Origin of the sequence: Buttiauxella sp. 3AFRM03 (assembly GCF_003675305.1) — a bacterium.
Classification (GTDB): Bacteria; Pseudomonadota; Gammaproteobacteria; order Enterobacterales; family Enterobacteriaceae; genus Buttiauxella; species Buttiauxella ferragutiae.
Map to the genome: position 1 here is coordinate 4,680,109 of NZ_CP033076.1, position 13,045 is coordinate 4,693,153.

The 13,045-nt window shown below is 51.0% G+C and carries 11 protein-coding genes; 9 read left to right on the forward strand and 2 right to left on the reverse strand.

The genetic code is table 11. The features are described from left to right. The 3 genes from gsiB to gsiD all read left to right on the forward strand — a co-directional run bounded on the left by gsiB (position 1) and on the right by gsiD (position 3,491). The gene (gene gsiB / locus D8682_RS23300; RefSeq protein WP_121815228.1) at positions 1-1,542 is read left to right on the forward strand and encodes a glutathione ABC transporter substrate-binding protein GsiB; all 1,542 of its coding nucleotides are present in this window, start codon (positions 1-3) and stop codon (positions 1,540-1,542) included. A gap of 114 nt (positions 1,543-1,656) precedes the next feature. Further along, on the forward strand, positions 1,657-2,577 hold the full coding sequence (gene gsiC, locus D8682_RS23305) for a glutathione ABC transporter permease GsiC (protein WP_064545050.1): 921 nt from the start codon (positions 1,657-1,659) through the stop codon (positions 2,575-2,577). Positions 2,578-2,579: 2 nt separating this feature from the next. Next, positions 2,580-3,491 carry a glutathione ABC transporter permease GsiD gene (gene gsiD, locus D8682_RS23310; RefSeq protein ID WP_064545052.1) on the forward strand — a complete coding sequence of 304 codons (912 nt, stop codon included), beginning with the start codon at positions 2,580-2,582 and terminating at the stop codon, positions 3,489-3,491. Here gsiD and D8682_RS23315 read toward each other — a convergent pair. Then, a complete protein-coding gene (locus D8682_RS23315) occupies positions 3,488-4,492 on the reverse strand; it encodes a LacI family DNA-binding transcriptional regulator (RefSeq protein ID WP_064545054.1) in 1,005 nt (334 codons plus the stop codon). The two genes, gsiD and D8682_RS23315, sit on opposite strands and share 4 nt — an antisense overlap. A gap of 258 nt (positions 4,493-4,750) precedes the next feature. On the opposite strand from D8682_RS23315, the gene D8682_RS23320 reads away from it, so the two are divergent. Next, complete coding sequence (locus tag D8682_RS23320; RefSeq protein WP_064545056.1) at positions 4,751-6,799, forward strand: TIM-barrel domain-containing protein; 2,049 nt, start codon at positions 4,751-4,753, stop codon at positions 6,797-6,799. Positions 6,800-6,822: 23 nt separating this feature from the next. Further along, positions 6,823-8,202 (forward strand): MFS transporter, encoded by a 1,380-nt coding sequence (locus tag D8682_RS23325; protein WP_121815229.1) that lies wholly within the window; start codon positions 6,823-6,825, stop codon positions 8,200-8,202. Between the two features lie 41 nt (positions 8,203-8,243). Here the strand turns inward: D8682_RS23325 and rimO are convergent, their stop codons facing one another. Further along, entirely contained in the window at positions 8,244-9,557 is a 1,314-nt protein-coding gene (gene rimO, locus D8682_RS23330; protein ID WP_064545060.1) for a 30S ribosomal protein S12 methylthiotransferase RimO, read from the reverse strand. A 208-nt stretch (positions 9,558-9,765) separates the two neighbouring features. Here rimO and D8682_RS23335 point away from each other — a divergent pair, with 208 nt between their 5' ends. From D8682_RS23335 to D8682_RS23350, 4 genes are all read left to right on the forward strand, one after another. Next, entirely contained in the window at positions 9,766-10,071 is a 306-nt protein-coding gene (locus D8682_RS23335; protein ID WP_064545063.1) for a hypothetical protein, read from the forward strand. 3 nt (positions 10,072-10,074) lie between these two features. After that, positions 10,075-11,292, forward strand: a complete 1,218-nt coding sequence (locus D8682_RS23340; RefSeq protein WP_064545065.1) for a serine hydrolase — start codon at positions 10,075-10,077, stop codon at positions 11,290-11,292. 143 nt (positions 11,293-11,435) lie between these two features. Then, positions 11,436-11,819 carry a biofilm formation regulator BssR gene (locus tag D8682_RS23345; RefSeq protein ID WP_064545067.1) on the forward strand — a complete coding sequence of 128 codons (384 nt, stop codon included), beginning with the start codon at positions 11,436-11,438 and terminating at the stop codon, positions 11,817-11,819. Positions 11,820-11,925: 106 nt separating this feature from the next. Further along, the gene (locus tag D8682_RS23350) at positions 11,926-13,044 is read left to right on the forward strand and encodes a PQQ-dependent sugar dehydrogenase (RefSeq protein ID WP_064545069.1); all 1,119 of its coding nucleotides are present in this window, start codon (positions 11,926-11,928) and stop codon (positions 13,042-13,044) included. Position 13,045 lies beyond the last annotated feature (1 nt).

The following is a 13,045-nucleotide window of genomic DNA, read 5'->3' on the forward strand; positions in this document are numbered from 1 at the left end:
ATGACCGCATTAAAAAGTACCAAGTGGCTAGTGGCCGCAGGTCTGGCAACCAGCGTGATTGCCGCTCCGGCATTCGCTGCAAAAGATGTCGTTGTTGCTGTGGCATCCAATTTCACCACGCTTGACCCGTATGATGCCAACGATACGCTGTCGCAGGCGGTGGCAAAGTCGTTTTATCAGGGGCTATTTGGTCTGGATAAAGAGATGAAACTGCAAAACGTGCTGGCAGAAAGCTATACCGTTTCTGACGACGGGCTGGTTTACACCATCAAACTGCACTCGGGGGTTAAATTCCAGGATGGCACCGATTTCAACGCCGAAGCGGTGAAGGCCAACCTTGATCGCGCCAGCAATCCGGAAAACCACCTCAAGCGCTACAACCTGTATAAAGCGATTGCTAAGACCGAAGCGGTTGACGCCAGTACGGTAAAAATCACCCTCAAACAGCCATTCTCGGCGTTTATCAATATTCTGGCCCATCCGGCAACGGCGATGATTTCCCCGACGGCACTGAAAAAATATGGCAAAGAGATTGGTTTCCATCCGGTCGGCACTGGCCCATATCAACTGGACACCTGGAACCAGACCGATTTTGTGAAGGTCAAGAAGTTCGACGGTTACTGGAAACAGGGTTTACCTAAACTCGACACCATCACCTGGCGCCCGGTGGTGGATAACAATACCCGCGCGGCCATGCTGCAAACCGGCGAGGCGCAATTTGCCTTCCCAATTCCTTACGAACAGGCAGGGGTGCTTGCGAAAAACGACAAGCTGGAACTGGTGGCTTCGCCTTCCATCATGCAGCGTTACCTCAGCATGAACGTGACGCAAAAGCCGTTTGATAACCCGAAGGTGCGTGAAGCCATTAACTATGCGATTAACCGCCAGGCGCTGGTGAAAGTGGCGTTTGCCGGTTATGCGACGCCAGCCGAAGGCGTAGTACCGCCGTCTATCGACTTCGCGCAAAAATACAAACCGTGGCCGTATGACCCGGCCAAAGCGCGTGCATTGCTGAAAGAAGCAGGCTATCCGAACGGTTTCGAAACCACTTTGTGGTCGTCTCATAACCACAGTACCGCGCAGAAAGTGTTGCAGTTCACTCAGCAGCAACTGGCGCAAGTGGGCATCAAAGTGAAGGTTACCGCGATGGATGCCGGGCAACGAGCTGCTGAAGTGGAAGGCAAAGGGCAAAAAGAGAGCGGCGTGAGAATGTTCTACACCGGTTGGTCGGCCTCGACTGGCGAAGCTGACTGGGCATTGTCGCCGTTGTTTGCCTCATCTAACTGGCCACCAACGCTGTTTAACACCGCGTTCTACAGCAATCCGCAAGTGGATAAAGACCTGACGGACGCGCTGAAAACCACCAACCGTGATGAAAAAGCGAAACTGTATAAAGACGCGCAGGACACTATCTGGAAGGAAAATCCGTGGGTGCCACTGGTGGTTGAAAAACTGGTTTCTGCGCACAGTAAAAACCTCAGCGGTTTTTATGTAATGCCGGATGCCGGGTTTAGTTTTGATGATGCGGATTTGAAAGAGTGATGATTTTGGTGGCGTGTTTTCACCCTCACCCCGACCCTCTCCCTGAGGGAGAGGGGGTACGACACTCGATCCAATCCCCTCTCCTGGGGGAGAGGGTTAGGGTGAGGGGGGACAATGTTTAACTATTTCCTCAAACGCCTACTGGGCCTGATCCCCACATTGCTGATTGTCGCGGTGCTGGTGTTTCTGTTCGTCCATATGCTGCCAGGTGACCCGGCGCGGTTAATCGCCGGGCCTGATGCAGACGCCACCGTTATTGATATGGTTCGCAAACAGTTAGGCCTGGATTTACCGCTCTGGCAGCAATTCTTACACTATATCGGCAACATTTTGCAGGGCGATTTTGGTATCTCTATGGTATCGCGCCGTCCGGTTTCCGAAGAGATCGCCAGCCGTTTTATGCCAACATTCTGGCTCACGCTCACCAGCATGGGGTGGGCGGTCATTTTCGGGCTGTTCACTGGCATTATTTCTGCCGTCTGGCGTAATCGCTGGCCGGACAGACTGAGTATGACGATTGCGGTTTCCGGTATCTCTTTCCCAGCCTTCGCACTCGGCATGCTGCTGATGCAGGTTTTCTCCGTAGAACTGGGCTGGTTGCCGACGGTAGGGGCCGATAGCTGGCAGCACTACATTCTGCCGTCTGTCACGCTTGGCGCGGCAGTGGCGGCAGTGATGGCTCGTTTCACCCGTGCTTCCTTCGTCGATGTGCTGCAAGAAGATTACATGCGTACCGCGCGTGCTAAAGGGGTCAGCGAAACACTGATAGTTCTCAAACATGGGCTACGCAACGCGATGATCCCCGTGATTACCATGATGGGGCTACAGTTTGGCTTCCTGCTCGGTGGCTCAATTGTGGTCGAAAAAGTGTTTAACTGGCCGGGGCTTGGGCGCTTGCTGGTGGATTCGGTCGAGATGCGCGACTACCCGGTGATTCAGGCGGAAGTGTTGCTGTTCTCGCTGGAATTTATTGTCATCAACTTAGTGGTGGATTTGCTGTATGCCGCCATTAACCCAGCTATCAGGTACAAGTAAGGATGCGACTCTTTAACTGGCGACGCCAGGCGGTACTGAACGCGATGCCGATAGTTCGGCCCAATCAAGTGCGCACCCCGTGGCACGAATTTCTGCGCCGTTTGCGCAAGCAGCCGGTGGCGATGTTTGCCGGGGCTTTCGTGCTGTTTTTGGTTGCTATCGCGCTTATCGCGCCGTGGATTTCTCCGTTCGATGCGGAAAACTATTTTGATTACGATCGGCTCAACGAAGGGCCGTCGATAGTGCACTGGTTTGGCGTAGATTCGTTAGGGCGCGATATTTTCAGCCGCGTGCTGGTGGGAGCGCAAATCTCGCTGGCGGCAGGGGTGTTCTCGGTGTTGATCGGCGCGGTAATTGGCACCGTTTGCGGCCTGCTGGCGGGATATTACGAAGGCTGGTGGGATCGCGTCATTATGCGTATTTGTGACGTGTTGTTCGCCTTCCCTGGGATCTTACTGGCGATTGCAGTAGTGGCAGTAATGGGTACCGGCATGTCGAACGTGATAATCGCGGTGGCGATTTTTAGTATTCCTGCTTTTGCCCGCCTGGTGCGCGGCAATACGCTGGTGCTAAAACACCAAACCTTTATTGAATCGGCACGCAGTATTGGCGCCTCGGATGCGACGATTATCTTCCGCCATATTTTACCGGGCACGGTTTCGTCGATAGTGGTCTATTTCACCATGCGTATTGGCACATCGATCATTTCCGCGGCGAGCCTGTCGTTCTTAGGGTTAGGCGCACAGCCACCAACACCAGAGTGGGGCGCGATGTTAAACGAAGCACGCGCCGATATGGTGATTGCCCCACATGTGGCAATTTTCCCGAGTCTGGCGATTTTCCTGACGGTGCTGGCGTTTAATTTATTGGGAGATGGGCTGCGCGACGCGCTGGATCCCAAGATAAAAGGTTAACCCATTTTGTGTTCCCGTCGGGTGACAAGGCATAACTCTGGTAAGGAATGCACCGGAGGTTGTTCGCCCTGCATGGCATTGAGAATAGCGGTTGCCAAATCTTCACCTATCACCCTGAAAGGGACGTCAAAACCCGTAGGTTTTATCGGCAGAAATGATGAGATATCGCTGCTAAAAACTCCGGCAAAGAACGGGTAGTGACAGCGCTGTTGCCGGGTATAAAAGCTTGCTCCTAGCATCTGTAAGTCGCTGAGAAAGATGATGTAGTCAGGAGGGATGGGGAGCTGGTGGAAATAACGCAGCGCCTCGAAACCGGACGCCTCACTGATTTCACCCTGGAAGAGATATTCTTCATTCACTTTCAGGTTTTGCTGGCGTAAGGCTTCGCGCCAGGCCTGCGTGAAGATTGCTCCCTGCGCACTCGATTTTTCCAACGTGACCAGCGCAATATTTTGATATCCCGCCATTTTTCCCTGTTGCACAGCTTCTTTTGCTACCGTGGCAAAATCCAGATCTACCCAGTTGAATTGGCCATTCAGGGTAGAGCTGCGTCCAAGCGTGGCAAACGGGAAATTATTTTTATGCAAATACTCAATACGAGGATCGTTGATTTGAGTGTTGGTCAGTATGACGGCGTCGGCTTTGCGTTGCTCAACAATTTTTTGTAGCCACAGTTTTTCATCTGCATCGTCCAGTGCCAGGTGCAGGATGGTGTCGATATCCTGCTGGCGCAGGCGGGTTTGCAGACCCGCAGCAACGCGCATGAAAAAAGAGGCCGTGTAGAAGTTGTCCCGTTCACCCGATGGTAGCAGGAGCGCAACGGTGTTGACCTTACCCTTGCGCAGATTTCTGCCCGCAGCATTGGGCCGATAACCATAGAAATTTGCCGCCTCAAGTACGCGCTTTTGCGTTGCCATACTGACTTCAGGGTGGCTATTCAGTGCTCTTGAAACGGTGGCAATGGAGAGATCCAGTATTTTTGCCAACTCTTTGATATTCATCTATTCCTTTTCCCACACATGGACGATTACGCCATATCTATATTTTACTCTGCTAAGTTTTACCATTTGCGATGACTGCCGCATAAATATATCACGGTTGACCTGGGGATATTTGAATAATAAACACGAGATCACAACTCTCAGATCCTTTTACTTATTGGGCTAGTTCCTTCATTGACTTGCTGCTTAATGTTAACCATTATCGGAAACGTTTCCGGAAAAATAATTATAACTTCCAATAAATAAAATGAGGTCATGATGAACACCCTACAAATTAAAGATAACTCGCTGTATTGGTCATGGAATGGTTATTACCTTTCCATTTTTCCTTGGGGTAAAGATAGTTTAAGAATTATTTCAGGTATTCAACCTGATAGTAGTGAAATTCCGGGTTGGGCTTTGCTGGAACAACCCGATATTACTGTGCGGTTTGAACGAGATGATACAAGTCTGACGCTGATTAATGGGAATATCAGCGCATCTGTTGACCAGCAAGGACGGATTGCTTTTTATAATCAGAAAAAAGAGTGTTTACTGGAAGAATTATGGCGGCAAAGAGACAATGGAGAGCATTTTTGGGATGAGGGCCATCAATCAAAAAATAAAGTCAGCGCATTAAAAATATCTGGCCGGGAAATGAAACCATTAGCTGGAAATGCAATGGAAATAAATGTCAGGTTTGAAGCTAATCCAAATGAAAAAATGTGTGGGATGGGACAGTATCAGCAGCCTTTTATTAATTTAAAAGGCTGTGCTATTGAATTAGCTCAGCGAAATTCTCAGGCCAGTGTGCCCTTTATGGTCTCGAGTCTGGGATATGGTTTTTTATGGAATAACCCCGCGGTAGGCGAAGTTATTTTTGCGAATAACGAAACGCGCTGGCATGCTCAGGCCGCATCGCATATTGATTACTGGATAACGGCAGGTGATACCCCTGCGCAAATCATCAGAAACTATGCGAACGCCACCGGTAAACCCCCTTTGATGCCCGAATTTGCCCTGGGTCTGTGGCAATCCAAATTACGTTATCGCACCCAGCATGAGTTGCTGAGTGTGGCACGTGAGTATCGTGATCGCGGTATTCCTCTGGCGGTGATTGTCGCCGATTTCTTCCATTGGCCGGTGCAGGGCGACTGGAAATTTGATTCACGGGAATGGCCCGATCCCGCTGCGATGACCGCAGAACTCAAGGATATGGGTACGGAATTGATGGTTTCAGTCTGGCCGACGGTGGATGTGAAAAGTGAAAATTATCCTGCGATGAACGAGCAGGGCTTGCTGGTGAATACCCGCAAAGGGCTAAACATCAACTTCGATTTTTTAGGTAATAGCCGCTTTATCGACCCTACGAATCCTGAGACTCGCCAGTTCGTCTGGGATGTCTGTAAGAGGAACTATTTTGACAATGGCGTAAACCTATTCTGGCTTGATGAGGCTGAGCCAGAATATGGTGTCTATGATTTTGATAACTATCGTTATCACATAGGTAATACCCTCGAAACGGGCAATATCTATCCACTGCATTATACCGAGGCTTTTTACGACGGTCTGCGCGAAGCGGGGCAGAGTAATCCGGTAAGCCTGGTGCGCTGCGCATGGGCCGGTAGCCAGCGCTACGGTGCCTTGGTTTGGTCTGGCGATATCCACTCATCATTTGAGTCGATGCGTAACCAACTCTGCGCTGGGTTAAGCATGGGCATGGCGGGTATCCCGTGGTGGACCACTGATATTGGTGGATTCCATGGCGGTGATGTCAGCGATCCCGCATTTCATGAGTTGTTAATACGCTGGTTCCAGTGGGCGGTATTCAGCCCGGTGCTGCGCATGCATGGACACCGCGACCCCATTACTGAGCCAGAAATCCCTTACCGCGACGGTATCGCACAATGCAACACCGGAGCCGGCAACGAGCTATGGAGTTTTGGTGAATCCACCTTTGCGATTCTCAGCCGTTACGCAACGCTACGAGAAAGGCTGCGGCCGTATCTACGCAAACTCATGCAGCAAGCCCATGAGACAGGCGAGCCGTTAATGCGCCCGCTGTTTTATCACTATCCCGAGGATGAGCAAGCCTGGCAGATAACCGACCAATATCTATTTGGCGAAGACGTTCTTGTTGCGCCAGTGGTTAACGCAGGGGAGAGGCAACGTCGTGTCTGGTTACCGGGTAACACGGTGTGGGTTGACGTGGTTTCGGGTGACCGCCATGAGGGCGGCCGGTTTATCAGCGTTGCCGCACCACTCGAAACGTTACCTTTGCTGGTACGTGATGGCGCAGAGGTTCTGCGGCTGATTCGCCCATTCTGACACGGGTAAATAGGGAGAGCATGATGAGTGGAATATCTAATGATTTGGGTGTGGCCAGTCACCCAGTTGGGCTGGCAAAACTTTCAGTAAGTGAAAAGATAGGTTACGGCTTGGGAGATGCTGGTGGCACGATTATTACCGGACTTATCTCGAACTTTTTAACCTTCTTTTATACCGATATTTTTGGGTTAACACCGGCGGTGGTGGGAACACTATTCCTGGTGCTACGTGTGATTGACGCTATTTCTGATCCACTGATCGGGGTTATTGCTGACCGCTCCTCGACCAAAATGGGGCAGTTCCGGCCGTTTATACTCTGGACAGCCATTCCATTAGGACTGATTGCATTTCTGACTTTTAGCGTTCCGGATTTGGCTTATCACTGGAAGGTGCTTTACGCCGTTGTGACCTACTTTGCGCTCTCGGTGCTTTATTCCCTCAACAACGTGCCTTATTGCGCATTGATCACCAAAATCACCACTAATCCGCTGGAGCTTGTTTCATGCCAGTCCTGGCGTTTTGCGTTGTGTGGCGTGGCGGGTTTCGCCGTCTCGGTTGGTTTGCCGATTATGGTGGATTACTTTGGCAAGGGGAATGCGGTTCGGGGATATCAGTATGGTGTAGGCGTTCTGGCATGTTTAGCCATCGCGATGTTTCTACTGTGCTTTTATGGTGTGAAAGAGCGAGTAGTGGCTCGAAACAATCATACGTTTAACCTGCGTGAAAGCCTGAAAAGTATCCGGCGTAACGATCAGCTTTTACTGACCTTTGTGATGTCGTTACTGATCATCAGCATCTTTAACACTAAGGGTGGGGTCGCCATGTATTTCATTACTTATGTACTGCATGGTGATGCGACCTATACCTCGTTATTTTTTGGCATGGCGACGTTGGGAGGAATTACAGGTTCAATTCTGGTGCAATATTTGACGCGCAGTTTTGAGATTAAAACCCTCTATTTCTGGGTGAATATGGTTCTGGCACTCGCTCACTTCGCAGTTTGGTTTGTTCCCGGGACAGCGACCACAGTGTGGCTGGTTTTAGTCTTTGTTTGTTGTGTCGTGTTGGGTCTTATTTTACCGATGCACTTTACCCTTGTGACCTTTGCCGATACGTATGGTGAATGGAAGTCAGGCCGCCGTTCATCGGGCATGAACTTTGCGTTTAACCTATTTTTTGTCAAGCTGGCATGGGCAGTAGCAGGGGTTATCGTCAGCGTTGTACTGACCGTTGTGGCTTACCGTTCCGGTATGGAAAACCAGACACCATTGTCTTTGGCGGGGATCACGATGCTTTCCACTGCGATACCCGGTGTGCTGCATTTATTGCTGGCAGCGACGGTGTGGTTTTTCAGGATTGATAATAAAATGGTCGCACAAATGGAGCAGGAATTAGGTCGTTAAAGTAAAGAGCCTTTCCAAACAGGAAAGGCTCTTTTGAAGGATTAAACCACTGAACCCCACAGGTCATATTCGTCTGCGTTTTCCACTTTCACGCGCACGACATCACCTGGTTTCAATTTTGTTTCGCCATTCAGATAAACCGCGCCGTCGATTTCTGGTGCATCTGCCATGCTGCGGCCAATCGCGCCTTCTTCGTCAACTTCATCAACGATCACCAGAATCTCACGGCCCACTTTTTCTTGCAGACGTTCAGCAGAAATCTGCTGTTGCAGCTGCATGAAGCGGTTCCAGCGCTCTTCTTTCACGTCTTCCGGCACCGGATCGGCCAGTTCGTTAGCGGTCGCACCTTCTACCGGGCTGAACTTGAAGCAACCGACACGATCCAGACGGGCTTCTTTCAGGAAGTCGAGCAGCATCTGGAAGTCTTCTTCAGTTTCGCCAGGGAAGCCGACAATGAAGGTGGAACGCAGCGTCAGATCCGGGCAAATCTCACGCCATTGCTTAATGCGCTGCAACTGACGATCCACGCTGCCTGGGCGTTTCATCAACTTCAGAATGCGCGGGCTGGCGTGCTGTAAAGGAATATCCAGATACGGCAGGATCTTGCCTTCGGCCATCAACGGGATCACATCATCAACGTGCGGATACGGATAAACATAGTGCAGACGTGTCCACACGCCCAGTTTGGAAAGCTGCTCGCACAGGCTAACCATGCTGGTTTTCACCGGCTCGCCGTTGTAGAAACCGGTGCGGTGTTTAACATCAACGCCGTAAGCAGAGGTATCTTGTGAGATAACCAGCAACTCTTTCACACCGGCATCAACCAGACGTTTAGCTTCGGACAGCACATCGCCAATCGGGCGGCTGTCGAGATCGCCACGCATCGAAGGGATGATGCAGAAAGTACAACGGTGGTTGCAGCCTTCAGAAATTTTCAGGTACGCGTAGTGACGCGGGGTCAGTTTCACGCCTTGTTCCGGCACCAGGCTCAGGAACGGGTTATGTTTTGGTTTCGGCACATAGTGGTGAACGTGCTGCAAAACTTGCTCGTAGCTATGCGGGCCGGTGATTTCCAGAACTTTAGGGTGCACTTGGCGGATTTGATCTTCTTTGGCCCCTAAACAGCCGGTCACAATCACTTTGCCATTTTCGTTCAGCGCTTCGCCGATCGCTTCGAGCGACTCTTGTACGGCACTGTCGATAAAGCCACAGGTGTTAACGATAACCATATCGGCATCATCATAGCTAGGCACTACATCGTAACCTTCGGTGCGCAGCTCAGTCAGGATCCGTTCAGAATCAACGAGATTTTTTGGGCAGCCTAGGGATACAAAGCCAATACGGGGTTGTTGCATACGGGTTACGCTCACAAAGTAAACAGAAAATAAAAGCCGGGCGATTCTACACGGGTTTTCGGTATGGCTCTACTGGTTGTTTTTAAAGTGACGCAGGATCAAATTCAGACTAATCGACATGCCTTAGCTTTTGCTTAGCCAGGACGCAGGCTCTATTATCTCCCCGCTTAACTTAATTGTAACGTCCCGTTCAACCAGAGAATCCCTAATGCCTAAGATTTTAGCCCTTTCCGGGATGCTAATTGCTGTCCTGGCGACCACTGCCTGCAACATTATTCCTACGCCACTTAACACCCCACCGGCAACTGCGCAGAAGTTTGTTTGCGGCGGCGAAAAACTGGCTATCGATGGCGACTACGCCTGGTATAACGGCAACCGTTACTCCTATCAAAATATGACTAACGGGCAGGCGTTTTATCGCTATCACAGCAGTAACTTCGGCCTGAAGAAAGTCGGTGAAAACCGCACCATGCTGATTGGTCTTGATGCCAAACCTTGTGTTGCGGCGAATTAATAAATGAATTCACCCCGTCACCTGACGCGCCTGAGTACGCTGCTGCTCGGTTTTATGCTGGCGGGGTGTGGCACGCTGTCGAACGTTGCTCCTGAGGCGGAAGTGCCGCAAAAGGCGCAACGTGCTTGCGGTTCGCCTGCAAATCACGATATTAACCAGTGGCTGCCCGCTCTGGTTGAACAGCAGTCGCCGGCGATGGTGGTTGGGGTGATTGACGCCAATAACCAACGTCACTACTGGCAATTTGGTGTCACCGATACGAAACACCACCATCCCGTCAATGAACAGACGTTATTTGCCGTCGGTTCCCTCAGTAAAGGCATGACCGCCGAAGCGACCGCGGTATTAGTGGCGCAGGGGCGCCTGCATTGGTCTGATACGCTAGAAACCTTAATGCCGCCGTCGGTGCCATTAAGTGCCGATGCGAAGCAAATCACCTTGCTGCAACTGGTGACCCATACCTCCGGCTTGCCACGGCAAAATATGGATTTGCCGATGCTGACGGCTTTTATTCGTTATCTGGGAAACGGTGAGAATTTTTACGCACATCTCGATAGCGACGAAGTAGTGGCCGATCTGGCTGATTTTTCAAAACCAGGCAGCACCGGGCCTCTATATTCCAACCTCGGCTATGCGGTGCTGGATTATGTGTTGCGTTATCAAACCGGCCAGCGCGCCGACCAACTGGTGCAAACGCTGATTTTCGATCCATTAGGGATGCGCAATAGTAGCTTTACCCCGCAAAAACTGAAAAGTTACCCGCAGCGCGCCATCGGGCATGCCGGAAGCCAGCCGAAGTTTATTCCCCGTGGGCAAGTGGTACCTGACTGGCAGTTCACCGGCAATATGCTCGGTGCAGGCGGTTTGTATACCGACACCGCCGATTTACTGACTTTTGCCAGCGCACATCTTGCCAGCACCGGCGATGCCACACTGGATAAAGCCCTCCACGACACGATGCAAATCTATTACCCGCGTGACAAAGAAGCGGCTAATATCGCCTGGGTAACGGACACCTACGGCGAACAAGCCATCACTTATCAGGTCGGATATATCGGTGGTTATTCCAGCTACATCGGTATTGATCGCCAGAATCATTTCGCGGTGGTGGTGTTACAAAATAGCTTCACCTGGCAAAACAACCTTGGACACAGTGTGTTACGTCAAATGTTTGAGGAAAAGTATCAAGCCGCCACTTGCCGCGGGGTAACTGCTTCGTAACACCTTGTTTCTACGTAGATATTACTATTTGTAAAATTTGTTGCTGAGGATCAAGAAATACGGGGAAATAAAACTGGTTTGCCTAAAATTTATCCATACTATTACTGTGTGTTATAGATTCTAATCACACGGGGGGTAAATGTATGAATGGGGAATCACTCAAACGCGATCTCTTGAAAAAGATGATTATCGCCAAAATAGACATCGCTGCTTACCTCTTGATGAGAAAAGCAAAAGGCTATATGTCTGTGATTGAAACTGGGCATTTACGCGATAATTTGTTCGACTTGTCTGCTGAGTATCGTGAGATGGCTTCACGCCTCAATTCCCATCTTGCCGCACCAGAAATGGCGAGCATCAATCAGGGAATTGGCGCGGTATCTTCAGCCGCCGTTTGCCTGATGACAGGGTGTCACGACTGCCCGCAATATATCGCCATAGATGCTGAAAAACTGGAAAACTGCCTGCGACAACTTTCCGCCAGCCTGAAAGATATTATGAGTCACCAACTGGCCGTAGAAAGTTGAAACCTCGAGGGGAGGAGACTCCCCTCTGGTAAAGTTTTTGTAAAACTCCCATCCCTGAAATTCTGCAAAGCTAACCTTATCGGGTAGATCCGCAAAGGAGCAAGCTATGTCACGGTTGCCGTTCCGCTCATTCATTGCCGCATCTTTACTGCTTTGGGCAGGCGTTGCCCTCGCCGCTGAGGTCAAAGTGGAGGTGCTACAAAGTAAGCTCGATCATCCCTGGTCGTTAGCTTTTCTGCCCAATAATCAAGGAATGCTGATAACGCTGCGTGATGGGCAATTACGGCGCTGGCGACCAGGCGAAGGTTTAGGTGACCCGATTGTTGGCGTGCCCAAAGTTTGGGCGCATGGACAAGGGGGATTACTGGATGTGGTTTTGGCGCCAGACTTTGAAAAAAGCCGCCGCGTCTGGCTGAGCTTTGCAGAAGCCAACAGCGATGACCAGGCGGGTACTGCCGTCGGTTACGGCACGCTGAGCAGCAATATGCAGCGGCTGGAAAACTTCAAAGTGGTGTTCCGTCAGATGCCGAAACTGTCGACCGGCAACCACTTTGGCGGGCGCATGGCGTTTGATGGTAAGGGCTATCTGTTTATCGCATTGGGCGAAAACAACCAACGGCCAACGGCGCAGGATTTGGATAAGTTGCAGGGCAAACTGGTGCGCCTGACGCAAAACGGCGACGTGCCAGCGGATAACCCATTTGCCGGTCAACAAGGCGCGCGCAGTGAAATATGGTCGTACGGGCACCGCAACCCACAGGGTATGGCGTTTAATCCGGCCAATGGGGAATTGTGGCTCAACGAGCATGGCCCGCGCGGTGGCGACGAAGTCAACGTGGCAAAACCGGGTAAAAATTACGGCTGGCCGCTGGCAACCTGGGGCATCAATTACAGCGGAATGCCGATCCCTGAAGCCAAAGGAGGAATTGTAGCCGGTACTGAACAGCCAATTTATTACTGGAAAGTCTCTCCGGCGGTGAGCGGCATGGCGTTTTACGACGCCGACAAATTTCCGCAGTGGAAAGGGAAACTGTTTATCGGTGCGCTAAAAGAGAAAAACCTGATTGAACTGACGCTTTCTGGCGACAAGGTCACCGATCAACAGCGTTTACTGGATGAGCGGGGTGAACGTATTCGCGATGTGCGCGTCGGCCCGGACGGCTATCTGTATGTCCTGACCGACGAATCTGACGGGCAATTACTGAAAATCAGCCCCTCTGGCTAGT

What these genes read in the sequence shown, in the direction of transcription:
- D8682_RS23350 (WP_064545069.1), top strand. Translation starts at nt 11,926, where the DNA reads ATGTCACGGTTGCCGTTCCGCTCATTCATTGCCGCATCTTTACTGCTT.
- gsiC (WP_064545050.1), top strand. Translation starts at nt 1,657, where the DNA reads ATGTTTAACTATTTCCTCAAACGCCTACTGGGCCTGATCCCCACATTG.
- gsiB (WP_121815228.1), top strand. Translation starts at nt 1, where the DNA reads ATGACCGCATTAAAAAGTACCAAGTGGCTAGTGGCCGCAGGTCTGGCA.
- D8682_RS23315 (WP_064545054.1), bottom strand. Translation starts at nt 4,492, where the DNA reads ATGAATATCAAAGAGTTGGCAAAAATACTGGATCTCTCCATTGCCACC.
- D8682_RS23320 (WP_064545056.1), top strand. Translation starts at nt 4,751, where the DNA reads ATGAACACCCTACAAATTAAAGATAACTCGCTGTATTGGTCATGGAAT.
- D8682_RS23345 (WP_064545067.1), top strand. Translation starts at nt 11,436, where the DNA reads ATGAATGGGGAATCACTCAAACGCGATCTCTTGAAAAAGATGATTATC.
- D8682_RS23340 (WP_064545065.1), top strand. Translation starts at nt 10,075, where the DNA reads ATGAATTCACCCCGTCACCTGACGCGCCTGAGTACGCTGCTGCTCGGT.
- D8682_RS23335 (WP_064545063.1), top strand. Translation starts at nt 9,766, where the DNA reads ATGCCTAAGATTTTAGCCCTTTCCGGGATGCTAATTGCTGTCCTGGCG.
- rimO (WP_064545060.1), bottom strand. Translation starts at nt 9,557, where the DNA reads ATGCAACAACCCCGTATTGGCTTTGTATCCCTAGGCTGCCCAAAAAAT.
- D8682_RS23325 (WP_121815229.1), top strand. Translation starts at nt 6,823, where the DNA reads ATGAGTGGAATATCTAATGATTTGGGTGTGGCCAGTCACCCAGTTGGG.
- gsiD (WP_064545052.1), top strand. Translation starts at nt 2,580, where the DNA reads ATGCGACTCTTTAACTGGCGACGCCAGGCGGTACTGAACGCGATGCCG.